This is a genomic window from Nesterenkonia haasae, from assembly GCF_010119385.1.
Lineage (GTDB): Bacteria > Actinomycetota > Actinomycetes > Actinomycetales > Micrococcaceae > Nesterenkonia > Nesterenkonia haasae.
Window position 1 is genome coordinate 260,583 of record NZ_VFIE01000019.1, and the last position, 23,893, is coordinate 284,475.

18 protein-coding genes are annotated in these 23,893 nt (G+C 62.6%); 5 read left to right on the forward strand and 13 right to left on the reverse strand.

Annotated elements, in window-relative coordinates:
• Positions 1-15 precede the first annotated feature (15 nt).
• The gene (gene topA / locus FH975_RS07875) at positions 16-2,799 is read right to left on the reverse strand and encodes a type I DNA topoisomerase (RefSeq protein WP_162320851.1); all 2,784 of its coding nucleotides are present in this window, start codon (positions 2,797-2,799) and stop codon (positions 16-18) included.
• 292 nt (positions 2,800-3,091) lie between these two features.
• Between topA and FH975_RS07880 the strand changes: the two genes are divergently transcribed.
• Positions 3,092-3,757: an amidohydrolase family protein gene (locus FH975_RS07880; RefSeq protein WP_162320852.1), complete on the forward strand. Its 666-nt coding sequence runs from the start codon at positions 3,092-3,094 to the stop codon at positions 3,755-3,757.
• A 39-nt stretch (positions 3,758-3,796) separates the two neighbouring features.
• On the opposite strand, the gene FH975_RS07885 is transcribed toward FH975_RS07880, so the two are convergent.
• From FH975_RS07885 to FH975_RS07920, 8 genes are all read right to left on the reverse strand, one after another.
• Positions 3,797-5,599 (reverse strand): exo-alpha-sialidase, encoded by a 1,803-nt coding sequence (locus tag FH975_RS07885; RefSeq protein WP_162320853.1) that lies wholly within the window; start codon positions 5,597-5,599, stop codon positions 3,797-3,799.
• A gap of 211 nt (positions 5,600-5,810) precedes the next feature.
• Positions 5,811-6,506 carry an N-acetylmannosamine-6-phosphate 2-epimerase gene (locus tag FH975_RS07890; protein ID WP_162320854.1) on the reverse strand — a complete coding sequence of 232 codons (696 nt, stop codon included), beginning with the start codon at positions 6,504-6,506 and terminating at the stop codon, positions 5,811-5,813.
• Positions 6,507-6,574: 68 nt separating this feature from the next.
• A complete protein-coding gene (locus FH975_RS07895; protein ID WP_162320855.1) occupies positions 6,575-7,531 on the reverse strand; it encodes an ROK family protein in 957 nt (318 codons plus the stop codon).
• Positions 7,528-8,445, reverse strand: coding sequence for a dihydrodipicolinate synthase family protein (locus tag FH975_RS07900; protein WP_162320856.1), 918 nt, complete (start codon positions 8,443-8,445; stop codon positions 7,528-7,530). The genes FH975_RS07895 and FH975_RS07900 overlap by 4 nt, the downstream gene beginning before the upstream one ends.
• Positions 8,442-9,263 (reverse strand): ABC transporter ATP-binding protein, encoded by an 822-nt coding sequence (locus FH975_RS07905; protein ID WP_162320857.1) that lies wholly within the window; start codon positions 9,261-9,263, stop codon positions 8,442-8,444. The genes FH975_RS07900 and FH975_RS07905 overlap by 4 nt, the downstream gene beginning before the upstream one ends.
• Entirely contained in the window at positions 9,260-11,275 is a 2,016-nt protein-coding gene (locus FH975_RS07910; RefSeq protein ID WP_162320858.1) for a dipeptide/oligopeptide/nickel ABC transporter permease/ATP-binding protein, read from the reverse strand. Before FH975_RS07910 ends, FH975_RS07905 begins: the two co-directional genes overlap by 4 nt.
• A gap of 2 nt (positions 11,276-11,277) precedes the next feature.
• Positions 11,278-12,234, reverse strand: coding sequence for an ABC transporter permease (locus FH975_RS07915; RefSeq protein WP_162320859.1), 957 nt, complete (start codon positions 12,232-12,234; stop codon positions 11,278-11,280).
• A 92-nt stretch (positions 12,235-12,326) separates the two neighbouring features.
• Positions 12,327-13,898, reverse strand: a complete 1,572-nt coding sequence (locus FH975_RS07920) for an ABC transporter substrate-binding protein (RefSeq protein ID WP_162320860.1) — start codon at positions 13,896-13,898, stop codon at positions 12,327-12,329.
• Between the two features lie 70 nt (positions 13,899-13,968).
• Between FH975_RS07920 and FH975_RS07925 the strand changes: the two genes are divergently transcribed.
• Positions 13,969-14,763, forward strand: a complete 795-nt coding sequence (locus FH975_RS07925; protein ID WP_202923102.1) for a FadR/GntR family transcriptional regulator — start codon at positions 13,969-13,971, stop codon at positions 14,761-14,763.
• 40 nt (positions 14,764-14,803) lie between these two features.
• On the opposite strand, the gene nagB is transcribed toward FH975_RS07925, so the two are convergent.
• The 3 genes from nagB to trhO all read right to left on the reverse strand — a co-directional run bounded on the left by nagB (position 14,804) and on the right by trhO (position 18,475).
• Positions 14,804-15,580, reverse strand: coding sequence for a glucosamine-6-phosphate deaminase (gene nagB / locus FH975_RS07930; protein WP_162320861.1), 777 nt, complete (start codon positions 15,578-15,580; stop codon positions 14,804-14,806).
• 88 nt (positions 15,581-15,668) lie between these two features.
• Positions 15,669-17,318, reverse strand: a complete 1,650-nt coding sequence (locus FH975_RS07935; protein WP_162320862.1) for a DUF7059 domain-containing protein — start codon at positions 17,316-17,318, stop codon at positions 15,669-15,671.
• Between the two features lie 197 nt (positions 17,319-17,515).
• Positions 17,516-18,475 (reverse strand): oxygen-dependent tRNA uridine(34) hydroxylase TrhO, encoded by a 960-nt coding sequence (gene trhO / locus FH975_RS07940; protein ID WP_162320863.1) that lies wholly within the window; start codon positions 18,473-18,475, stop codon positions 17,516-17,518.
• A 284-nt stretch (positions 18,476-18,759) separates the two neighbouring features.
• Here trhO and FH975_RS07945 point away from each other — a divergent pair, with 284 nt between their 5' ends.
• The 3 genes from FH975_RS07945 (at position 18,760) to FH975_RS07955 (ending at position 23,156) form a co-directional block, all read left to right on the forward strand.
• A complete protein-coding gene (locus FH975_RS07945; RefSeq protein ID WP_162320864.1) occupies positions 18,760-19,467 on the forward strand; it encodes a GNAT family N-acetyltransferase in 708 nt (235 codons plus the stop codon).
• A 228-nt stretch (positions 19,468-19,695) separates the two neighbouring features.
• Positions 19,696-20,745 (forward strand): homocysteine S-methyltransferase family protein, encoded by a 1,050-nt coding sequence (locus tag FH975_RS07950; protein ID WP_162320865.1) that lies wholly within the window; start codon positions 19,696-19,698, stop codon positions 20,743-20,745.
• Positions 20,746-20,762: 17 nt separating this feature from the next.
• The gene (locus FH975_RS07955; protein WP_328821825.1) at positions 20,763-23,156 is read left to right on the forward strand and encodes a DEAD/DEAH box helicase; all 2,394 of its coding nucleotides are present in this window, start codon (positions 20,763-20,765) and stop codon (positions 23,154-23,156) included.
• Positions 23,157-23,161: 5 nt separating this feature from the next.
• Here the strand turns inward: FH975_RS07955 and FH975_RS07960 are convergent, their stop codons facing one another.
• Positions 23,162-23,872: a TetR/AcrR family transcriptional regulator gene (locus tag FH975_RS07960; RefSeq protein ID WP_162320866.1), complete on the reverse strand. Its 711-nt coding sequence runs from the start codon at positions 23,870-23,872 to the stop codon at positions 23,162-23,164.
• Positions 23,873-23,893: the final 21 nt, after the last annotated feature.

Consider the following 23,893-nt stretch of genomic DNA (forward strand, 5'->3'; position numbering starts at 1 on the left):
CCTCCGGGTGCTCCGCTAAGCCTTGGCTGCCGCGCGTGTACGTCCGCCCGGCGCTTTCTTCTTTGCTGGCCCTTGAGCCCGCTTCTCCGCCAGTAGCGAGTAGGCCTGCTCTTTGGTCAGCTGCTCCAGGGACACGCTGCGCGGAACTGTCGCGTTGGTCTCACCATCAGTGACGTAGGGACCGAACCGCCCATCCTTGACCACCACCGGCTTCTCTGTGGTGGGATCATTGCCGAATTCTGCCAGTGGCGGTTTTGCCGCTCCACGCCCACGCTGCTTGGGCTGGGCGTAGATTTTCCTGGCTTCTTCCTCAGTAATGGTGAACAGCTGCTCCTCATCCTGCAGCGGGCGCGTATCCGAGCCCTTCTTCAGGTAGGGACCGAACCGTCCGTTGAGGGCGAGGATCTCCTCCCCCGCCTCGTCAGTACCCACCGTGCGGGGCAGCGACAGCAGTTTCAGGGCGTCGTCGATGGTAACCGTCTCCAGGGTCATCGACTTCAGCAGGCTGCCGGTGCGCGGCTTCTCCTTGGGCGGCTTCTTCTTGGGCTTCGGTTTGCCGTTCTTGTAGTACTCAGTGGGTATCGCATCCATCGCGGCCTGGAGCTCTTCCTCCGTCGGCTCTGGGATCACCTCAGTGACATAGGGACCGTACCGACCATCCTTGACCACCACATCGCGTCCGGTCTCTGGGTCGGTGCCCAGAACTCGACCGGAGAGCGCGGCCTGGTCGAAGAGTTCCTCAGCGCGAGCCTTGGTCAGCTCGTCCGGTGCGAGGTCCGCAGGGATGTTCGCACGATCCAGCTTCAGGTCACCCTTATCATCGGCCTCACCATCAGGATTGGGCCGTTCCAGGTACGGACCGTAACGTCCGACCCGGACCTCTACGCCTTCAGCGACCTCGATGGTGTTCACCGCTCGAGCGTCAATCTCTCCGAGGTTCTCCACCACATTCCGCAGGCCTTCTTCCCCTGTGGACGCGCCCAGGTAGAAGCCCTGCAGCCAAGCTTCACGTTCGATCGCTCCGCGGGCTATCTGGTCCAGGTCGTCCTCCAACCGAGCGGTGAAGTCATAGTCGACGTACTTGCCGAAATGCTCCTCCAACAGCCGGATGACGCTGAACGCTGTCCAAGATGGGACCAGGGCTGAGCCGCGTTTGGTGACGTACCCGCGGTCCATGATCACCGAAATGGTCGGAGCGTAGGTGGATGGGCGGCCAATTTCGCGCTTCTCCAACTCAGCAACGATTGTGGCCTCGGTGTAGCGGGCGGGCGGGGATGTCTCATGCCCCTTGGCTTCAATATCCTCGCTGGTGAGGTTCTGTCCCTCTTCCAACTGGGGCAGGCGCTTATCAGCTGCCTTCGCCGAGGAGGCCGAGGCGTCGTCGTTGTCCTTCACCTCTTCATAGGCGGCCAAGAAACCCGGGAAGGTAATGACGGTGCCCGAAGCCCCAAAGGTCGCAGTCCGGCCGTCAGAGGCGCTGCCGGTGAGCCGCACACTGGCGGTAAACCCTTTGGCGTCGGCCATCTGTGAGGCCACTGTGCGCTTCCAGATGAGTTCGTAGAGCTTGAACTCGTCTGCGGAGAGTTCGTTCCTGACCTGCTTGGGGGTGCGGAAGGAGTCCCCGGCCGGGCGGATAGCCTCATGCGCTTCTTGGGCGGTCTCATTGCGGCGGCTGTACACACGGGGCTTCTCCGGCACTGAGTCAGCACCGTAGAGCTCGCTGGCCTGCCTCCGGGCAGCATTGAGCGCCTGGTTCGACAGGGTTGTGGAGTCAGTACGCATGTAGGTGATGTAGCCGTTTTCATACAACCGCTGGGCCACCTGCATCGTGACCCGGGAAGAGAACCGCAGACGCCGGGCTGCGTCCTGCTGGAGGGTGGAGGTGATGAACGGTGGCTGGGGCCTGCGGGTGTAGGGCTTGTCTTCCAGCGAGTCCACAGTGAACCGGGTGCCGGTAAGGCCCTTTGCCAGACTTTCAGCATCGTCTTTGGTGAGAACGACGACGTCGCGCCGAGTCTTCTTCAACTCACCTTTGTCAGTGAAGTCCGAACCAGACGCAATGCGATCTCCGTCTACCGCATTCAGCTTGGCAGTGAACGTTTCGGCGCTTCCCGTGGCGAAGGTGCCCGTCAGGTCCCAGTAATCTGCGGGCACGAAGGCGAGGCGCTCACGTTCCCGGTCCACCACCATGCGGGTCGCCACGGACTGCACACGGCCAGCAGAAAGGCCTTTGCCCACTTTTCGCCAGAGCACAGGGGAAATTTCGTAGCCGTAGAGACGGTCCAGTATGCGGCGTGTCTCTTGGGCGTCCACCAGGTGCGAGTCGATCTCGCGGGGATTCTCCATGGCACGCTGGATGGCTTCTTTTGTGATCTCAGTGAACGTCAGCCGGTAGGTGGGAACCTTCGGTTTGAGGACCTCGTAGAGGTGCCAGGCGATCGCTTCACCTTCGCGGTCGGCGTCAGTGGCGAGATAGAGTTCGTCGGCCTCTTTGAGCTGCTTCTTCAGCTCTCGGACCTTGGACTTCTTCGAATCGGAGACCACATAGTAGGGCTCGAACCCGTTGTCAGGGTCCACAGCGAACTTGCCGAAGGGCCCCTTCTTCATATCTGCAGGGAGTTCTGAGGGCTGCGGCAGGTCACGAATGTGACCCGCAGAGGCGTCCACAATGAAGTCGTCGCCAAGGTACTTGGCGATCGAACGGGACTTGGCCGGGGACTCGACAATCACGAGCTTCTTGCCTGACACAGAACTCCTAGAGCGTTGGCACGTGTGTGCAGATGGCGATCGGTGGGCCATCGAGTGCTCACTATAACAGCGGATCACGGAGCGCAATGGGCGGTGGTGAACAGTGCTGAGCCGTCAGCTGCCAAGAGCTCGGGATCGACGGCGCCAGCTGAGCACCTTGCGCGAACCCCAATAACAGGTAATCACACGCGCCAGGCTTAAGAACGGTTTCTCGCTGCTCTCCACCTCCGAAGACAGGACAAATATGTCCCCACCAGCGTCCCAGCACCGTATCCTGTAAGGCTCGCTGGCCAGCGAGAGGCACAGGATCCGGGAGGGGGATGTCATCATCAGTGCAGGCGCGGTGTTGTGGAGCGGACCCACTCGAGATCTCCCCGAGGCACTGCGGCGCAGCGCAGACACAGTCTCCTGGGGAACATCCAGCGATGGGATCATCACCCCGGGACTGGTGGATCAGCATCATCACGGCTGCTTCGGCATGGACTTCGGCTCCTCCCATGAGCGCGCCATCCGCGACACGCTGCCCGCCCTCTACGCAACGGGCACCACCTCAATGGTGGCCAGTCTAGTGAGCGCCGACCTTTCTCACCTGGTAGAACGTATCGAGATACTGGCCCCCCTAGTAAGGGAAGGCCAGCTGGCTGGAATCCACCTGGAGGGCCCGTTTCTCGCGGAGGGACGCTGCGGAGCTCACGACCCGGCACTGCTGCGTCACCCGGACGAAGTCGATCCCGCAGCCCTGTTGGCAGCCTGGGACGGGGTGTTACGCAGCATCACCTATGCCCCCGAGCTGCGGGGTGCCGCAAAACTGGCCCGAGCTGCGCTCGAGCAGGTATGTCCGATGCCCGCACGATCGAGACACTGCGCTCCGGTGCGGCCGCAGACCTGCTGGTGCTTGAGGACCGGGGCGACGGAGACCTGGAACGGCTGTAGATACTGCGGCGCGGTGAATACGCGTAAGTCACAGGCGATGGGGCCTGGGCACCACCTCGCTTCAGCAGGATGTTGACCAGGCCCCATTCGGCAAACAGCTTATGCCCTCAATGACTTACGGCAGTTCCACCGCCGGCCCCTCATGCTCGACCTCCGTGACCTCATCTCCGGAGGTGGATGTCCATGTGGTGGTGGGGACGAACTTTCCCCTGTCGAGGTCCTCCTGCGTCACGGTGTGATACGGGAAGTCACAGGTGTAGTTGCCGCCTCCTGGGAGATTCCGCCACCGGCAGTTTCGCGAGTCCACGTCGGGATCGAGGTCGCGAAGATTGCCGCTTGGAGTCACAGTGGTGGTGGCGTCGGAGACGTTGACGATGTCGTAGGTGAACGTCAGCCTGTCGCCGACCTCATAGGGCTCATCCTGCGGGTCCACCAGCGTTCCACCGGTGACAGTGATCATCCCATCGACCTCGTATTCGGTCCTCGGGACGTCCACCACGAGTGTGCCCTGAGAGCTGCGGCCCTTAGCGTCGGTCAGCACCAGCGGCACGTCGTAGGTTCCGCCGGTCACACTCTCCGGCACGTCGACGTTCACGGTGAAGTCCGCAGAGCGTCCCGGGGTAAGCCTCTCCGGTGCGCCATCCGCACTCACATCCCATCCTTCAGGAGCCTCTGTCTCGACGTCGATCCCTTGGATGGCCGGGCCAAGTTGGTGCTCCACGCTAACCGTGGACGAACCGGCCTCCCCACGCTCGACAGTGAGGTCCTCGGCGCTCAGCGGGGCGCAGAGCCCCTCCAGCCAGGCAAGATTGAACTCGGCGTACCGGATGCTGTCCCAGCTGGGTTCATAGAGCAGCCCGACATTGCCGTTGGGCAACGTCGCCATGGTGGAGTACGACATCGTTCCCGGCTGGAAAACTTGTGCAATGGGCCAGGTCTCGCCGTCGTCGCAGCTGGCGCGCACCGTGCCGTTGCTGCGTCCAGCCTGGCTGGCCGCATTGGAGAACAGCAGCACCTGCGCTCTGTCGCTGCCCTCCTCCGCGTTCGGAAATGCGCGCAGGATCGAGGCGTTGTTCGTGGGGTCCGGTAGCTGGCGGTCGAGTGTGACCTCGCCGTAGGTGGCCCCACCATCCTCACTGATGGCCACCTTCCGGAATCCAGAGTTATGGGAATCTCGGGAATTCAGCATGACGCGGCCGTCCGAGAGCTCGACGGTTTTGTTCTCGTCCATCCCGACACCAACCGGTTCACCAGCCTGCCAGGTCTCTCCATGATCATCGGAGAACACCGAGACCGCCTGGAAGTCTCCCGCTCCGTTAATAATGGTGTACTGCTGAATCAATCGACCAGCATGGGGTCCGTACTTGAGCTGGATCCCCTGCCCCGCCGCCGCGAAACGCGACCTCCAGTCGAGGTCGGCGGTGATGTCCTCGGTGACGGTCTGGTGCTCCCAGGTTTCGCCGTCGTCGGAGGAGACGCTGACGTTGGCATGAATGACATTGCGGTCAGCGGGGTCGACTCCAGGTTTCGAACCGATGAAGCCCTGGTCCATGGAGAAGACGTGGAAATTGAAGATATTGCCGGTCTCGCGGTCCACAACGTAACTGGGGTCCGAATAGCCCTCGATCGGTGCCTCGGTATCGCCTTCCCGGATGAATGTCTGCTCCTGCCAGGTCCGACCGCCGTCATCGGACCGGCGCTGCAGGATGGAATTCGGCCCCGGGGCGTCTCCGGAAGTGGGACGGCCATCATAAGAGGCCAGCACCGTGCCCTCGTTGGTCACCGTCAGGGCGGGAATGCGGTAGTTGGGGAAACCGCCCTCACCCGCTACTGCCAGGTCCTGCTCTGTGTAGATCGGCTCGCCTGCCCAGAATGGCGATGCATCGTAGTCAGGTGCTGCCTCGGAATGAGATGCCATTGCTGGCGCCATGGGCACCATCAGCGTCGCCGTTGCCGCAACCGCGAGCAGACAGCTAGCCTTGCCCATCTTTTTTCGACGTGAGATCACAAAAAAATCCTCTCTAGTTCAGACATCAGACATCTAATGTCTGATCTGAGACTATAATTTGCAAGTGTGATCCGCAACACTTTCTGAACATCGGCTGTGTGTTCACCTCGTGCATGAAGGTTCAGCTGCGGCTCACCAGTGCTTGGCGAAAGCCTGCGGTGATGGAGGTCGGGTGGGTGATGGCGGTTCCGACTGCCACGGACCAGGCGCCGGCGTCGAGCGCGGCCGCCGCCTCCTGTGGGCTCCGCACCCGGCCCTCTGCTACCACCGGAACTCCCGGGTGAGCCGCACAGATTTCACTGAGCAGCTCCAGATCCGGGCCTGAGGTGTGAGGGCGGTCGCCGGAGTATCCGGCGAGCGTGGTGGACAGCAGCGCCACCCCGGCCTCCACGGCTTGGTCTGCATCGGCAAGTGAGCCACAGTCAGCCATGACCACAGCGCCCTGGTCATGCATCGCCTTGGCAATCTCAGTGAAGCTGCGCCCGTCTGGGCGAGTCCGGCCTGTGGCGTCCAGTGCAACGATGTCCGCCCCAGCGGAATGACATGCTCTGGCGTGGCGCAGGGTCGGAGTGATCACCACTCCGGAGTCGCCGACCTTCCACAAACCGATGACGGGCACGCTGACCTGTCCGCGGATGGCGGAAATGTCGGCCAGGCCTTGGCATCTGAGCGCAACTGCCCCTCCGGCCTCAGCTGCCAGCGCAACCCGAGCCATGGTGTCAGGGGTCCGCATGGGCTCCCCTGGGTAGGCCTGACAGGAAACGATGAGACCGCCCCGAAGTGAGTCGATGAGAGTCGTTTGATCTGTGCTTGGCATGTGATCCGTTCATGGGTTGGGGGGCGGTGGTTCCCTGGTGGTGAAGCTCAGCTGGCTGTCCCTGCTGGTCATGCGTTCGAGCGGTGCATGGCGGCGGCACCGATCAAGGGTGCGTCGTCGCCGAGTTCTCCCAGGACGATCGGCCGGAGCTGCAGGGGGGTCATGGCGGAGGCCGAATAGCCCTCTCGCACCGCCTGCCACCAGATGTCGCCGGCACCGGTGACGGACCCGGAGAGAATGATCCGCTCTGGGGCCCATGCATTGGCCAGCGAGCCGAGGCATTCTCCCAGCGCGGTCCCCCCAACGCGCAGCGCGCGCTCTGCGGCCTGGATCCCTCGAGCCGCGTGTGCCGCTACTGCGGCCCCGTCTGTGGCGTTTGGGTCATTAGCACCGCGGCGCTCCTGATACCTGGCGGTGAGTCCGCTGCCGGATGCGACAGACTCCAGATGTCCGCTCCTGCCGCACGTGCACCGAAGTCCGGAGGCCGCGGGGTGGTGAATGTGTCCTACATGCCCAGCCAGGCCCCCGGCACCACGGACCAGTTGTCCGCCACTGAGGAATCCGCCTCCGAGCCCGGTGCCGACCGCCACAACCAGCGCGGAGGCACACCCCCGCCCGGCGCCATAGTGAAACTCGCCGAGGGCGTGAGCATGAACATCGTTGAGTACGGTGCAGTTCAGCCCCGTCTGGGCTCTCAGCGCGCCGCCGACGTCGGTGCCGGCCCAACCGGGCATCAGCTCGGTCGCTGAGGTCACGGTCCCATCTGCGGGGTCGATGACCCCGGCGCAGGCGACGGAGATACCCCTCGTTTCGGGGACAAGAGCATGAAGATTCTGCGCGATGGCCAGTGCTCGCCTGAGCACTGCCGGCCCCCCGTCTTCAGCCTCAGTGGGCTGACGGTGGTGCAGCTGAACCTCAGGGCGGGCGCCGTCGGTAACGATTCCGCCGCGAATGGAAGTTCCGCCGATGTCCAGGCTGATGACCGGACCAGCGGACCTCTGAGCCCCGCCACGGGAGTGGTTCACAGCAGACCTTGGGTCTGCAGCACCGAGGCAATGGCGGCTGAATTCTCCTCCCCCAGCGGTGAGACTGGTTCGGTCATCTGGTTCGTGGCGATGACCCCCATGAGCGATAATGCTGTCTTGAACGCCCCGACGCCGGCTGCGTAGCCTGTCACCCCCTGGGTCACGGACACGATGGTCATCAGGTCCGCCAGCCTGTCCTGTTCCCGACGAGCCTGCTCCCACTGCCCTGCCTGCGCGGCTTGCCACTGCCTGACATAGGGCTCCGGCGCGACGTTTGCCAGACCCGGTACTGAGCCGTGGGCCCCGGAGAGGTAGGCGCCGTCGACAACGACTTCATGCCCGGTGAACAGGGAGAGGGGGCGGCCTGCGAGTTCGTTGGAACGGACTAACTGGCGGAAGCCGCCGTCGTCGCCGGAGGAGTCCTTAACCCCCGCGATCACGCCCTCCCGTCCCAGTCGCAGCAGCATTCTCGGGTCCAGCTTGGTATGGACACAGACGGGGATGTCGTATGCAAACAATGGAAGGTCCACCCGCTCGCGCAGCACTCTGAAGTGACGCTCGACCACCTCCAGTCCACCGAGTGCGTAGAACGGTGCGGTCGCCACGAGGGCGTCGACACCGACCTCTTGGGCCGTGAGGGCTTGCTCCACCACTCGCTCGGTCTGGGTGTCGATGACGCCAGCAAGCACCGGGACCCGCCCGGCGACGATCCGGACACCCGCTTCGAGGATCTGGCGGCGGCGCGCGTCGGTGCAGAAGACTGCCTCGCCGGAGGAGCCGAGTAGAAAGACCCCGTCGACCCCGGCCCTGATGAGCCGTTCGATGACACGGGCAAAGGAGTCGACGTCGAACTCGCCGTTAGCAGTCAGGGGGGTAATAACTGGGGGGATCACGCCGGTGAATGTCTGGTTCATGGTGTCCTAACTGAGGGTGGTCGAAGCAGGGAAGGTGAGGCCGCCAGCAGGGTCCGGGTGTAGGCGTCCCGAGGGTTATTAAGGATCGTCTCGGAGGGCCCTTCCTCCACGATCTTTCCTTTGTTCATGACAGCGATCCGGTCGGAGATGTACCGGATGGTCTGGATGTCGTGGGAGATGAAGACCATGGACAGGCCCAGCTCACGTTTGAGGTCCATGAACAGATTCAGGATCTGGGCTCGCACTGAGACGTCGAGCGCGGAGGTGGGCTCGTCGGCGATGATCACCTCGGGGTCAAGCACCAGCGCCCGCGCGATGGCCACGCGCTGCCGTTGACCGCCAGAGAGCTGCGAGGGCAAGGCGTCCAGTGCAGAGGCGGGCAGCCCCACTTGCGGCATCAGGTCTTGGACTTTGCGGAGCCGCTGCGCGGCACTGCCGATCCCGTGGATTCGCAACGGGTCCGTGAGTTGCTCCCGGACGAGCATGCGTGGGTTCAGCGCACTGGAGGGGTCTTGGAAGACCACCGATACCACTCGGCCGATGCGCCGCCGCACCGCAGGAGAGGTGCGGGTCACCTGCTCGCCGCCCACACGCAGAGTGCCTGAAGTGGGCGTCTGGAGTCCGCACAAGATGTTCGCGGTGGTCGACTTGCCGCAGCCGGACTCCCCCACGATACCCACTGTCTCACCGCGGTGAAGCAGCAGGGAGACACCCCGGACCGCATGGACCCGGTTCGGCCGGAAGATGGTCCCGGTGCGCGAGGTGAAGGTGACTTTGACGTCGTCAAGCTCGATGAGCGGAGTTTCTGTGGTGCTCATGTGCGGTTCTCCTGTTCAGGTGCCCCCTGCGGCGCAGTGGTGAAGTGGCCCCTCTGGGCTTCGTGGTCCTCCGGGTGGACCGCGTGATAGTGGTCGGAGTTCCCGACGCGGGCAAGCACCGGGCGGACGTCCAATCCCCAGTCAGGACGGGAGGAGCGAGGCGCGAACCTGTCGCCGAGGGGGAAGTCCTTCGGGGAGGGAACGGTCCCTGGGACTTGATGCAGGCGTCCAGCCCCGGCCTCGATGGACAACACGGCACCGAGCAGGCCCCGGGTGTATTCATGCTGCGGTGCCATCAGCAGGTCCCTGGTGGGGCCTTGTTCGACCACTTGCCCGGCGTACATCACAGTTACCGCATGCGCGACCTCCGCAACCAGGGCGAGATCGTGTGAGACGAACACCATGGCGAACCCCAGCTTTTCGCCCAGTTCTTCCAGGAGATCGATGACCTGACGCTGAACCGTCACATCCAGTGCGGTGGTGGGTTCATCGGCGATAATCAGCTTGGGGTCCCTGGTGAGGGCCATGGCGATCAGCACTCGCTGGCGCTGGCCGCCGGAGAGCTCGTGCGGGTAGGAGTTGAGTGTCCGGGCGGGGTCCAGTCCCACCAGTTCAAGCAGCTCGATGGCGCTGCGGGTGCCGCCACGGCGGGTCAGCTGGGCAATCTGTGACTTGATGAGCATCGAGGGGTTGAGCGCAGAGAGCGCGTCTTGGTAAATGATCGCGATCTCTCGGCCGAGCAGCTCCTGTTTGCGCACCGGGGTGCAGCCGAGTAGGTCCTCCCCCAGATATTTGACGCTCCCGGTGATCTGGGCTTTGGGGTCGAGCAGCCCCATGATGGCCAGCGCGGTGATCGACTTCCCGCATCCGGATTCACCGACCAGCCCCATGGTCTCACCGGAGGCCACAGAGAAGGAAACGTCGTCCACGACGTTGACATCACCATGGCGGGGGAAACTGATGCTCAGGTGCTCCACTTCGAGGAGAGGCGCGCTGTCTCCTTCGGAGATGCGCCTGTCCGTGCGGTCGGCCTCTACCTGCCGCAGGCTCTCCAGACGAGCCAGCAGATCGGGCTCCTGGATGCGGTGAGCCGCCACCGGGTCCACCAGCACGGCGTCGCTCTTGCTGCTGCTGACCACAGCAGCGGAGACCTTCTTGTCCGGGGTGGCGACCATCGCATCGGTCAGCCCCTCGGAAAGGATGTTCAGGCACAGCACGGTGATCATGATGGCGAGGCCGGGGAATAGCGCCTGCCACCAGCGGCCGGCCAGCACGCCTTGGCGCGCATCCGAGAGAATGTTGCCCCAGGTCGGAGTGGGTTCGCCGATTCCCGCTTGGATGAAGGTCAGCGAAGCTTCGAAGACGATGGCGTCTGCCACCAGGATGGTGGCGAAAACCATTACTGGAGCGATGGTGTTGCGCATGACGTGCTTGATGAGGATCCATGGCGCCCGGGCGCCAGCGACCAAAGCGGCACTGACGTAGTCCTCGCCGAACGCGGAGAGGACATTCGCGCGCACCACTCGAGTCAGCTGGGGGACATAGAGGAAGCCGATGGCGAAAATGATGATGGGCAGTGAATTGCCGAAGACCGAGACATAGACCGCCGCAAGGGCAATGCCGGGGAAAGACATGATGATGTCCATCACGCGCATCACAGTCTCCGAGATCGGCTTGCGTGAGACTGCCGCTATGGACCCGAGGAGCGCACCGCTGATGACGGCCATGCCGGTGGCCAGCAGGCCGATCAGCAGCGAGTACCTGGTCCCGTAGATCATGCGCGAGAGGACGTCGCGACCCTTCTCGTCCGTACCGAAGAGGTGCTCAGCGCTGGGAGCCTGCCGGGCAGAGAAGATCTGCAGCGGATCATGGGGGGCTACCAGCGGCGCAAAGACGGCTGCCGCAGCGACGATGATCAGGACCACCAGGGAGATCTTCGATCCCAGGGGCATTTCGCGAAAGCCGCGCAGGCTTCCGGCAGTTTCAAGCTTCTTAAACAGAGATGGCCTCATGATCACACCGCCCGGATTCTGGGGTTGATGAGCAGGTACAGGAGATCGACGATGATGTTGATGACGATGAACGCCAGCGCCACGATGAGCACCACGCCCTGCACCAGGTCGGGATGGTTTTGCTGGATGCCCTGAAGGATCGTCACTCCCATGCCGGGAAGGTTGAAAATCACCTCGATCACCACCGCACCGCCCATCAGGTAACCGATGCGCAGCCCCATCACCGTTACCGGCGTGATGAGTGCATTGCGCAGCACGTTGCGGCCGATCACCACGGGCTTGGCGATTCCTGTACCGAGTGCGGTGCGCACGTAGTCCTTATCTAGCTCTTCCACCATGGAGGTCCTGATGATGCGTATCAGTGACCCGGCTACGGGCACGGCCAGAGCAAATGTCGGCATGATCATGCGGTTGACGTAGCCGGACGGGTTCTCGAAGAAGCTGGGCAGTGCTCCGGAGGCCGGAAACATGCCGAGATTCGCCGAGAATGCCAGGATCAATAGGACGGCCAGCCAGAACGACGGCGTGGCGATGAAGATGATCGAGGCAACGCGAATCAGTTGGTCCGGCCACTTGTCGCGATACAGCGCCGCCAGCACGCCCAGCGGAAGTGAGATCACCACAGCCAGGGCCAGCCCGATGAAGGTCAGTTCCAGGGTGACTGGGAAAGCCTCAAAGACCCGGTCGGCGACCGGGGTTTGGCGTGTGCCGTAGGTACCGAGATCACCTTGGAGCAGTCCGCCCAGGAAGCTCAGGAAACGGTTAAGCCAGGGGTCGTTCAGACCGTGGGCCTCGCGGTAGGCGGCTAGCGCCTCAGGGCTGGCTCCTTCGCCGAGGGCGGAGTATGCGGGGTCGATGTTGGAGAACGACATGAGGAAGAACACAAGGAATGTGACTCCCAGAACCATGATCGGTAACACCATGAGTCGCCTCGCGATGAGGCTGAAGACGTGGTTCATAATCCATTCCGATGGAGGACTAGCGGTGGAGGTACGGGGCGGGATGGGTGGGGCGGACGCCGATCAGCGCCTGCCCCACCCATCCGTCGGTATCACTCGGCGTCGGTGGCCTCGGCGCCCAGCAGATTCAGGCCGGTGGTGCCGATGGGTTCGAATCCGCTGATCGCATCAGGCTGGTAGCCGGTCAGGACCTCGCGGTGGAACAGCGGGTAGATCGGCACCTCCTCAGAGATCAGGTCGAATGCCTCGTTCCACAGCTGCTGCTGCTCGTCCCCCTCCGCTTGGACGGCTTCGTCAAGAAGCCCGTGGAACTCTTCAAAGGCTTCGGTCTCCCCCCAGAATGACCTCTGCTGGGTCCAAATGTTGTCCCCGTACCACCAATTCATCAGCAGGTCCGGGTCGTTGCCGAACACTGAGGGATCGCCCGGTGCCAGGGCGACATCGTAGGTGGGAACTTCGACGTCGGTGTAGTTGGCGTAGAGGGAGGCCGAGGCCTCTTCTTGGAGACTCACATCAATCCCGACAGCTCCCAGATCGTTCTGGATCTGCGGGCCCAAAGCGGAGATCCAGGCGTGGTCAGTGGTGACCAGGGTCAGCGAGAGGTCCTCCACTCCAGCTTCGTCCAGGAGCTCCTGGGCGCGCTCCGGATCGTGGTCGTAGACGTTGGCGGCTTCGTTGTAGTTGGGATGGTCTTCGGGAAGGAACGACGTCGCTGCCTGGGCAGTGCCTGACATCGCGTTCTCGATCAGCTGCTCCACGTCGATGGCGTAATGGACTGCTTGCCGGACCGCGGGGTCATCGAAAGGTTCTTTGGTGGTGTTGAACATCAGGAACGGCAGGTTGAAACCTTGAACGGCCTCGACTTCCGCGCCTGACCCTGTGATGACGTCCTGCATATCTGCGGGAACCGCTTCGGCCACGTGCACGGTGCCTTCCTGGAGCGAGGTGGTGCGTGCGGTGTCGTCGAGAATGACGTCCCATTCCATTGCGCCTGCTTGCGCGGGGCGATCACCGTTGTAGTGCTCATTCGGCACGAAGTCCACTGAAGCTTGGGAAATCGACTCATAGGTCCAGGGGCCGGTGCCGATCGGCTGGGAGGTCAGCTCCTCATCCGAGGCGTCAGCCGGAACGATCTTGACCAGGGCGAGGCGCTCTTTGACCAGGCTGAAGGGGTGACGGAGGGTGATGGAGACCGTGGTCTCATCCACTTCCGTGACCTCGTCAATAAAGCTCAGCATGGGGCCGTAGATGTTGTCGGGGTCAGCCGATTTTTCGAAGGAGGCCACCACATCCGCAGCGGTGACGGGTTCACCGTCAGAGAACCGGGCCTCATCACGCAGCGTCACCTCGTACTCGGTCTCGGAGATCTCAGTGAGTTCGTCCTCGGCGGATAGGGCCGCATAGGGCTCGCCGGTGGTCATGTCGAGCTCGAAGAGTCCCTCCATGACGTGCCAGTTGGCGCCCATCGCCAGCGCCGAGGCAGTTGATGACGGATGGTAGTTGTCAGTCTCATAGGCAACGGCGGCACGGAGAGTAGTGTCACTTCCGTTGCCGCCGTCCTCGCCTTCGGCGTCTTGCGGTGTAGCACCGCCGCAAGCAGTCAACGCCAACGTGGTGATGGCCAAGCTTGCGAGGGTGGTGACCCCCCTGGCTGTGGTGCGCATGTGATTCGTTTCCTTTCAATGAGCAGATCATATGTCTGACATCTGACCTAATGGCGGGTAGGATCAATATATGACGTCGAACCCACACACGCAAGTGAGCCAGACCACACCACAGCAGATGCTGCAGAATCTGATGCGCATCGAAGGCGACGAGACCGACGGCCAGTTGCTCTCCGGACTAGAAATGATCAGCCGTTCGGCTGCGACGACTGATGCCATCAAGGCCTACATCCTGCGCCGAGGCCTTAAACCGGGTGACGCCCTGCCCACAGAGGCGAAGCTGTGCGCCGACCTGCAGGTTTCGCGCTCCTCGGTGCGTGAGGCGCTGCGCACACTTCAAGCTTTGGATATTGTCGTCATCCGGCAGGGCAGGGGCACTTTCGTCGGGGACATGTCATTGGCGCCGATGGTGGAGACGCTCGTGCTGCGCTCGGCGCTGGAGCAGAAATCCAACAAGAGCTCCCTCCGAGAGGTGGTGAAGGTGCGCCGGTATTTGGACTTGGGCCTGACGCACGACATCGTCACCGCATTCAATGGCACCTCGAATCCCGACCTGCGCGAGTACGTGGATCAGATGATGGCTAAAGCTGTCCGCGGCGAGAAGTTCATGGACGAGGACATCGCATTTCACCAGGGGCTGCTGGACCGCATCGGCGGTGTGCTGGCGCAGCAGCTCACAGCCTCTATGTGGATGGTGCACATGGCCGTGGTGCCGGACCTGGGCCCCTCACCCAGTGATGGGCAAGTCAAAACAGCAGAGGCTCATCAGCAGATGCTCGACGCCGCCGAGGCAGGGGACCCGGAAGCTTACCAGCAGGCAGTCTGGAACCACTACGCCCACTTGGAAGACCTCCTGGGCGACTGAGGGCTCTGGCGGGACGGAATTCCTGCCACCGGCGCGCGGCTCAGTGGGGCTGCCGGGGTGGCTTCTGTGCCAGCACAGCTCGGTGGTAGTGGCGGAGTTTCATCTCTGCAGCGGCAGGTTCATCAGAGATCACAGTCACGTGGGGGTGCCACTGCAGCACCGAAGCCGGACACGCGGCACTCAGGGGTCCTTCTGACAGGGCCGCCAGGGCGGCACTCTTGGTGGGCCCAGTGGCCAGCAGCAGCAGGTGCCCGGCGTCAACGATGGTCCCCAACCCCTGCGTCAGGACGTGCCGGGGCACCTGCTGGGGGGATTCGAAGAAACGTGCATTGTCTTGCACCGTCTGTGGATGCAGGGTCTTAAGCCGCGTGCGTGAGACCAACGAGCTGCCAGGTTCATTGAAGCCGATGTGACCATCAGTGCCCAGGCCTAAGATCTGGATGTCCACTCCGCCGGCCGCCAACAGTTGACGCTCGTAGGTCAGAGCCGCGGCTCTGACGTCCTCGGCGGATGCGTCGGGACCATGGACCTGGTCATCACTGATGTCGATATGACGAGTGAACTCTCGACGTATCGTCTCCCGATAGCCCTGCGGGTGCCCTTGAGGCAGTCCCACGTATTCGTCGAGCAGAAACGCGCGGCACTCTGCGAAGCTCAAATCCGTGGCGTGGTGCCGCCGAATCAGCTCTTTATAAGTCTCCAAAGGTGTTGATCCGGTGGCCAGACCCAGAGTGGCGCCACGGCGTACGTAGAGCTCAATGACATCAGAGGCCCGATGCGCCACCTGCTGGGCGTTCTCCATAATGACGATCTCCATGTATTGCCTCCCTCACAGCACCGAGCCAAAACGTCTGTTGTCTGATGACAAGATACCACGAGAGCAAGCACGTCATCACGGCAGACGCTCACATGCGCCGGACTCCATCAACCACCCCAAGCTCGACCTCCAGGAACCCCTCGACATACAGGTCGCAGATCTCGGCTGCGAGCGCGTCCTCGTCTGTGTCGGTGAGCGAACAGACGGCCGTGATCAGCTGGGCGGCGGTGTACTCGCCGTCGGAGGCGCCCATGAACCCCGCTGCTGCGGAACTGATGGGGCGGGCGCGCCGGAAGCCTGCACCCTGCCGGGCCATGATGACCTCCGGGTGCTCAGCCCCGAATCGTTGATATCTCTCCTCGGTGACGGTTTCCGGAACGGTGAGCGGAGCTGCAAGTACTGTCTCCGGCTCTTCTTGCGCCCGGTGTGCGGTTTCACCCATCACCGGTCCCAGTGGCTGTTGAATGTCTCCTGTGAGCTCCTCGAACCGCCCCCATGGACACTGTGAGTCAGCCCTCTGCAACCAGATGAACCCGAATCCGATCCGCTGAACTCCCCGAGTGGTGAAGTCAGCGACGTAGTGCGCGTACCGGCGGCGGTATTCGCTGAGACCGCGTTCCTCGGAGGCGTCCCGCAACCATGTTTCTGCGTATTCCGGCGGTGACTGGGAGTCCCGCTGAATCAACCACCCGTGGAGTCCGGTCTGTTCTACCCAGGCCCTTGGCCGGGTGTCCCAGGCGGCGTCGTCATCAGTGCTTTCCCAGTTGCCCAGCAGCTGAGCTGTGCCGCCCGGGCTGAGAACATCAGGGAGTCCAGCAATGAGCTCCTGGAGCAGCGCATCCCCCTCACGGCCGCCGTCGCGGTACATGTACCGGTCGGCTTCGGTCTCTTCGGGCTGGCGCGGGGTGATCACAAACGGTGGGTTCGAGACCACCAGCTCGAACCGTCGGCCGGCCACCGGCTCTAACAGCGACCCGTGCAGAAGTTCCACACGGTCATCCAGACGTGCCGGATCCATACCCAGGGCCGGAGCGTTGAGCAGGAGGTTGAAGCGGGTGAACTCCAGGGCCCGCTCGGAGAGATCCGTTGCCACCACATGCTCAGCGTGGTCCAGCAGATGCAGCAGCTGGATCCCGCAACCGGTGCCGATGTCCAACGCGGTCTTCACCTGGCGGCGGTGGGTCACCCCAGCCAAGGTGAGGCTCGCCTGCCCGATGCCGAGCACATGGTCATGGGGCAGCGCTCCCTGCACCTGGTGCGAGCTGAGGTCGCTGCTGACCCACATATCCCGCATACCGTTGGACGTCTCCACCAGGTAGGGCTGCAGTTCGCTGCGCGGCAGCACGACCCCGGCAGACGTCACCTCTATCAACCGCAAACGCTCCAACCCCTGAAGTCCAGTGCGGGGCAGGGCAGCCTTAACCTGATCGGCGTCGACCTGGCTGGCCACCAACCACAGTGCAGTGAGCACCGCACGCTTCCACAGATCGGATCGCTGCGCAGCGTCTGGGGCGGGGCTGCGCACGCTGCCAATGAAGTCCGCCACACGCAGTTGGCCCGGCACGACCTGCTCGCGGCGGAGCGCGGCCACCACATCTGCACCTAGGAGGTCCACCAGGCCGTCGTTGGTAAATCCGGCCTCCAGAAAATCTTCCCGAAGGGCAGCAACCAACTCCAGGTCAGCCGAACACGGCGGGGCCGGGCTTGTAGTCGAAGCGGTGACGTCGGGGTGAGGCATAGAGCTCAGCTTATGCCGGGCAGGCTGTGGCGTGGCGCTGCACTGTCCGCCCGCGCCTAGGAAAAATCAGCGCGTTGTTGAGAGTTCAGCGTCCTTTAGGGTGCTGAACTCTCAACAGGCGCCTGATAATGCCCCAGGAGAGCGGCCAAAGACCGCCAGCGCCCGGACCGGAAGGTGTTGCACCGGGCGGCGGGGTATCAGGCGGAGGTGAGGCGGCGCTGTTTTCCCAGTTCTCCCTGATTGGGGTGGTTCGGGTCAGCTGTCACTCGGGCGGTGCAGACGTCGCAGCGAGTGGTGGCCGGGATATGACTGCAGTCGGCGCAGTAGAGCTGCAGATTGGAGCAGCCGCGGTCTGCACAGTTGAAAAAGCGCGACGTCGCCGCCGAACAGTTCACGCATTCCCCGAGGGTTTTTGCGTCCTCACTGAAGCGCGTGTTCATCCGGCCGTCGAAGACGTAGAGCTCTCCCTCCCAGTACCCGGAGTCCTGGTAAGTCTCCCCGTAGCGGACAATGCCGCCGTCGATCTGGTAGACCTCCTCGAAGCCCCGGTCCTTCATCAGTGCAGAGAGCACCTCACAGCGGATCCCGCCGGTGCAGTAGGTGACCACCGGCTGGTCCTTCAGATGGTCGTACTTTCCGGAGTCCAGCTCGGTGATGAAATCACGCGTGGATTCCGTATCGGGAACCACCGCGTTCTTGAACCGGCCGATCTGTGCTTCCATGGCGTTGCGCCCGTCGAAGAAGGTCACCTCCACACCTTCGCTCTGCTTGGTCTCAACGAGTTCGTGGACCTGTTCGGGCTTCAGGTGCTGACCGCCCCCAACGATGCCGTCCTCATTGACTTTGACCTGGTCCGGCACCCCGAAAGCCACCAGCTCAGGGCGAACCTTCACGCTCAGCCGGGGGAACTGCTCAGCCTCACCCTCGGACCATTTGAACTCGGTGCCGCGGAAGGGACTGTAGCTGCGAGTCTGTTTGACGTAGGACTTCACGGCACTGAGTTCACCGCCCACCGTGCCGTTGATGCCGTGTTCGGAGATGATGATGCGCCCCTTGAGCCCCAGTTCACGGCAGAGTGTCTGCTGCCAGAGCTTGACCGCTTCGGGGTCTTTGATGGGCGCGAACTTGTAGTACAAAACGATGCGGGACTGAGTCACGGTATTAAGGGTACGACGCCGCAGCTCACCACATTTCACCGAGGCCCCAGTGGGCCTGCGCACCAGATTGTTACGTTTGCCCCCTACCGACACATGTGATCCTGCATATATGTTGGGTAGTGGACAGATATGGCCGGGGGGTCCAATCATTCAGCGTCAGCTAATGTAAGGAATCTCCCCGATAAGGCGCATCGCTCGGGTGACACGAGCAGGCATAGATGGTGACCCGACCTGAGGACTATCTCCGGAGATTCCTTTCAGGCCGAGAACGAATGGAGCAGATAATGACGTCCGAGCTGAGTGACTTGCTTGTCCAGACCTGGGTGACGGGATGGGCCCGCACCCATGGCTATGAGGTGCGACATGAGGGCGCAGTGCATTCAGCACGCCTGGGTCAAGATGCTGAGCAGTGGGAGTACGTTGTCTTCGATCCGGAAGAGACCGAGCTTCGCAAAGTCGCCTCCGCTGTGAACAAGAGCCCCTCCCGTTTGCTGACGGTGATCGCAGAGCCCGAATCGGACATCCTGGGTGCTGAGGAGATCGACGGGCTGGAACTCATCAGCGATGAGGAAAAGCTCATGGTGGTTGATATGGACACCCAAGATGTAGAGGACCCCATCACGCCGGAGACTTATTCCACCAGTCGCGAGGACTTTGACGGGTGGACGCTCTTCACGGTGCACCACGAGGACAATGTGGCCGCCCGCGGCCGTATGGCCGTGGTCGATGATTACGTCATCCTGGACCGGATCTACACCTCCCCCGACTATCGGCGCCAGGGTTTGGGGACCTTTGTCACCCGCGCACTGCTGGCGATAGCCCATGAGCATGATGTTTCAGAGGGCCTGCTGGTGGCCACCGGCGACGGTCAAGAGCTGTATGAGTATCTCGGATGGACGCACTTGGGCAATGTGCATGTCTTTGGATCTCCCTCCACTAAGGGGAAGCCCCGCCCATCCCACTCTCAGATCGACGACGATATGGACGACTAGTCCCACCGCGCCGACTGTGCGGAGTTGTGACTACAGCCGGCACTCCAGCGGCAGCACGTCACGTCAGTTCCGCCGTGTCTGAACATAGATGGCAATGATGTGAACAATGCGTTAGAGTGGCGGGTACTGCCACGGATTCTCTCGACACCCCGGCCGGATACGCGAGGCCTCGCCTCGGCCGCTCCTCCTCGTGGCAGCTTCATGTCCCACGACTGAAAGGAGCGGCGCATGACCGCCCCCCATTCTCTAAAAGACCTACTCGACGCCGGACCCGTAATCTGTGCTGAAGGGTTTCTGTTCGAGCTGGAGCGCCGCGGCTATCTCACGGCCGGAGAGTTCGTCCCCGAGGTTGCCCTGGAACATCCTGAGGCATTGCGCACCCTGCACGTCGACTTCCAACGCGCCGGTTCTCATATTGTTGAGGCGTTCACTTATAACGGACACCGGGAGAAAATGCGGGTCATCGGCAAAGAGGATCTGCTGGAGCCGCTGAACCGGGCAGCTTTGCGGATAGCCCGCGAGGTCGCAAATTCCCGTCCAGGCGACTTTATGGCCGGCAACATATCCAATACCAACATCTGGGATCCCGCAGACGAACAGAAGCAGCGGGAGGTCCGCGCCATGTTCGATGAGATGGTCGGGTGGGCTGTGGAAGAAGGTGCGGACCTCATCATCGGAGAGACCTTCTACTATGCCGGTGAGGCGTACGCGGCGCTGGATGCCGCCAAGGCCTCGGGGCTCCCTGTGGTGCTGACTCTTGCCCCTATGGCGTTTGAAGAGATGGCCGACGGCGTGGGAGTGGTGGAGACCTGCCAGCGCCTGGAACAGGCTGGTGCTGATGTGGTGGGCCTGAACTGTTTCCGTGGGCCCGAGACCATGATGCCCTGGCTGAAGGAAATTCGGAACGCCGTCTCCTGCCATGTGGCGGCACTTCCTATCCCCTACCGCACGACCGCACAGGAGCCGACATTCTTCAATCTGTCGGATGTGCGAGCTTCCGTGCCTTCCCCTCACGGACGCACCTTCCCTACAGCCCTGGATCCGCTGATGATGAACCGCTATGAGGTAGGAGCGTTTGCCCGGGAGGCCTATGCCATGGGGATCAACTATCTCGGAGTATGTTGCGGGGCCTCCCCCATGCACATCCGGGAGGTGGCCGAGGCAGTGGGGCTTACGCCTCCGGCCAGCAGGTACTCCGAGAACATGAAGAATCACTTCATGTACGGCACCCATGACCGACTACCGGAGAACATCTCTGCCCTGGGCCCCCGAGCCTGACGGACTACTCTGGTGCGGTGACCCATGACGACGCCGCACTCGAGCTGCTCCGCGCAGCCGGACTTCCGCTGCGCGTCGGTAAGGGCTCGCCGATTAAGCGCATCCGAACGCTGCCGGCCCGTGAGGCGTCAACTGCTCCATGGCCAGTCTGGGTCCCTGCGGAGCTTCGGGCCGCCTACCGGCAGGTGGGGGTGCCGCAGCTGTATTCGCACCAGAGGCAGACTGTGGAGGCACTGCACGCCGGTCGCCATGTGATTGTGGCGACCGGAACGGCTTCGGGTAAGTCTTTGGCTACCCAGCTCCCGGGGCTTGCTGCAATCCTCGGCGTCCGCCCGGAGGCACCCAACGTCACGGCTCATCCGACCGGAGAGGCCACGGTCCTCTACCTCTCCCCTACCAAAGCCCTAGCCGCTGATCAGTTGGATGCGCTGCAGGAACTGGCTGAGACCGTCGGGCACGTTGGGCCCTCCGGTGGAATCAGGCCAGCCACCTATGACGGTGACACGGACCCGGATGAACGCCGATGGGTCCGTCAGCACGCGAACGTGGTGATGACGAACCCGGATATGCTCAACGCCGGCATCTTGCCGAACCACCGGGGCTGGGCCAGGTTCCTGTCGCGGTTGCGCTACGTGATCATCGATGAGGCGCATACGGCTCGGGGCATCTTCGGTTCGCATACGGCGCTGCTGCTGCGCCGCCTGCGCCGGGTGGCCAGATCCTACGGAGCAGACCCGGTGTTCACAGGTGCATCGGCAACCAGTGGTGATCCGGCGTCGTCGTTCTCCCGCCTGATCGGGGAGGTGAGCACTGAGGTGTTGCCGGTGACGGTCGATGGTTCGCCACACGGCCCGGTAGATGTCTACCTGTGGGAGTCGAGCCCATCAGACAACACCGGCGACAATGATGCGCCGCTGAAGCGCAGCCTGACCGTTGAGGCTGCCGATGTGCTCTCCTCACTGATGGTGGCGGGACACCGAACCCTGGCGTTCATCAAGTCGCGCCGCGGCGCCGAGACCATTGCTGCGATAGCTCGTGATCATCTCCTGGACGTTGACCCGGCCTTGAAGGAGCGGGTAGCCACTTACCGTTCCGGCTACCTGAAGGAGGAGCGCCGGGAGTTGGAGGAGAACCTGCGGTCTGGGGCCCTTCTGGGGGTGGCATCGACCCCCGCCTTGGAGTTGGGTATCGACATTTCTGGGCTTGATGCGGTGGTGATCGCGGGCTGGCCCGGGACCAGGGCGGGGTTCTTCCAGCAGTTGGGCCGAGCAGGAAGGGCAGCTGATACGGCCCAGCGCAGCGCAGCGTTCTTTATTGCCGGGGACGACCCGCTGGATGCTTACCTTTTGGAGAACCCTGAGGCGATATTCGACACTCCTGTGGAGGATGCGGTCACTGACCCGCACAACCCGCATGTGGCGGCTCCACATCTGCTGGCTGCGGCTCAGGAGTTGCCGCTGACGCCTGATGATGTGGCTGAGGCGGGGCTTTTCGGAGGCCTGAGTTGGTTGGTGAACTCGCTGACTGATCAGGGGCATTTGCGACGCCGGCCGCGCGGCTGGTTCTTTGCCCATGACGATGTTTCCGCAGCCTCGTGGGTGAAGATTCGTTCCGATGGGGATGGTCCGTACACGATCGTCAACGCCGAAGATGGAACTGTGGTCGGAGAAATGGGCTCTGCGCAAGTGCAGCCACAGGCCCATCCGCAGGCGGTGTATGTCCACCAGGGCCGCAGCTTCATTGTTGAAGAGCTGGATGTGGAGCAGAACGCGGTACTGGTCAATCCGGCCAATCCGCCGTTCTACACTCAGGCGCGGGAGACCACCTCCATTGCCGTGGTGGAGGATTTGGAGGATGAGGTCTGGGGAGCATTTCACCTGCATTTCGGAACGGTGGAGGTCACCAGCACCGTAGTGGGGTTTCAACGCAAGGCTCTGGGCAGTTCTGAGGTGCTCTCCGATGAGCCTCTGGACCTGCCCCCCTCGACGCTGCGCACCCAGGCGATGTGGATCACGGCACCGGAAACAGCACTCCAGCAGGCTGGGGTGATCGTGGAGCATATCCCCGGTGCGCTGCATGCAGCGGAGCACGCGATGATAGGACTGCTCCCGCTGCTGACGAGCTCGGACCGTTGGGATATCGGGGGCGTTTCCACCGCGTTGCACCGGGACACCGAGCTGCCGTCGATTTTTGTCTATGACGGGCACCCAGGTGGTGCTGGGTTCGCTGAGCGGGGTTTCCGGACTGCCCGGGAGTGGATTGCGGCCACGGCTGGCGCTATCGAGGCATGCAGTTGCCCGGATGGCTGCCCCAGCTGTGTGCAGTCACCGAAATGCGGCAACCGCAACTCCCCGCTGCATAAGCAGGGTGCCCTGAACCTTCTCCGGGCAGTTTTGAGCGCGAAGCCTTAGCGGTGTTAGGTCAGCGATGCCTGATTGTCACTAATGAGCGCTCGGTAGCCCGCGACGCCTGCCCGGGCGCTCTGCTGGATAGTCCCGAGTTCATCGACACTGCGCAGAATCGCGCGCACCGAAGTTCGAGCCGCCGCGTCAGCAAAGCGGTGCATCTCCTCCAGTCCGAGGCTCTCGACGTGGAACCGATACTGGCTTCCTTCATTGAGGTTCAGGGCGGTGCGAACAAATTCTGAGGGGTCAATGGGGTCGAATTCGCCGGCGAGGACACCGTCTTCGACGATCGTCAGCAGCCGAGCGAACAGTTCCCTATAGTCGGAATGGAAATCACTGAAAACATCGGGCTGATGATTGGCAGCCTCTTCCAAATCAAAGAAATTCAGCGGAGCGGAGCACATTTGCACGACGTCGTGGTAGAGGACAATGTAGAGCCTGACGCCTGCGGACTCTGGGCGGTCTGACAGGGCACGGGCCGCTGTGAGCGAGACGCGATTCTGGTCCATGATGGCGCGCAGAATTTCATCTTTCGAACGGAACCAGTAGTAGATTGAAGACTGCCGCAGTCCTGAGCTCTCCGCAATCTCGGTCATGCGCGTGGCTTTGAAGCCCTTTTGGGCGAACAGCTCAGCCGCCGTTGTGATGATTTCTTCGCGCGGGTCATCGGGCACGATTCCACTTTGCCGCGGGCGTCCCCCAAGCGCTGCTGACTTTCCCATGCTCCGATGGTATCGAGTTCG

What these genes read in the sequence shown, in the direction of transcription:
- topA (WP_162320851.1), bottom strand. Translation starts at nt 2,799, where the DNA reads ATGGCCCACCGATCGCCATCTGCACACACGTGCCAACGCTCTAGGAGT.
- FH975_RS07885 (WP_162320853.1), bottom strand. Translation starts at nt 5,599, where the DNA reads ATGGCATCTCATTCCGAGGCAGCACCTGACTACGATGCATCGCCATTC.
- FH975_RS07890 (WP_162320854.1), bottom strand. Translation starts at nt 6,506, where the DNA reads ATGCCAAGCACAGATCAAACGACTCTCATCGACTCACTTCGGGGCGGT.
- FH975_RS07900 (WP_162320856.1), bottom strand. Translation starts at nt 8,445, where the DNA reads ATGAACCAGACATTCACCGGCGTGATCCCCCCAGTTATTACCCCCCTG.
- FH975_RS07905 (WP_162320857.1), bottom strand. Translation starts at nt 9,263, where the DNA reads ATGAGCACCACAGAAACTCCGCTCATCGAGCTTGACGACGTCAAAGTC.
- FH975_RS07910 (WP_162320858.1), bottom strand. Translation starts at nt 11,275, where the DNA reads ATGAGGCCATCTCTGTTTAAGAAGCTTGAAACTGCCGGAAGCCTGCGC.
- FH975_RS07915 (WP_162320859.1), bottom strand. Translation starts at nt 12,234, where the DNA reads ATGAACCACGTCTTCAGCCTCATCGCGAGGCGACTCATGGTGTTACCG.
- FH975_RS07920 (WP_162320860.1), bottom strand. Translation starts at nt 13,898, where the DNA reads ATGCGCACCACAGCCAGGGGGGTCACCACCCTCGCAAGCTTGGCCATC.
- FH975_RS07925 (WP_202923102.1), top strand. Translation starts at nt 13,969, where the DNA reads ATGACGTCGAACCCACACACGCAAGTGAGCCAGACCACACCACAGCAG.
- nagB (WP_162320861.1), bottom strand. Translation starts at nt 15,580, where the DNA reads ATGGAGATCGTCATTATGGAGAACGCCCAGCAGGTGGCGCATCGGGCC.
- FH975_RS07935 (WP_162320862.1), bottom strand. Translation starts at nt 17,318, where the DNA reads ATGCCTCACCCCGACGTCACCGCTTCGACTACAAGCCCGGCCCCGCCG.
- FH975_RS07945 (WP_162320864.1), top strand. Translation starts at nt 18,760, where the DNA reads ATGACGTCCGAGCTGAGTGACTTGCTTGTCCAGACCTGGGTGACGGGA.
- FH975_RS07950 (WP_162320865.1), top strand. Translation starts at nt 19,696, where the DNA reads ATGACCGCCCCCCATTCTCTAAAAGACCTACTCGACGCCGGACCCGTA.
- FH975_RS07960 (WP_162320866.1), bottom strand. Translation starts at nt 23,872, where the DNA reads ATGGGAAAGTCAGCAGCGCTTGGGGGACGCCCGCGGCAAAGTGGAATC.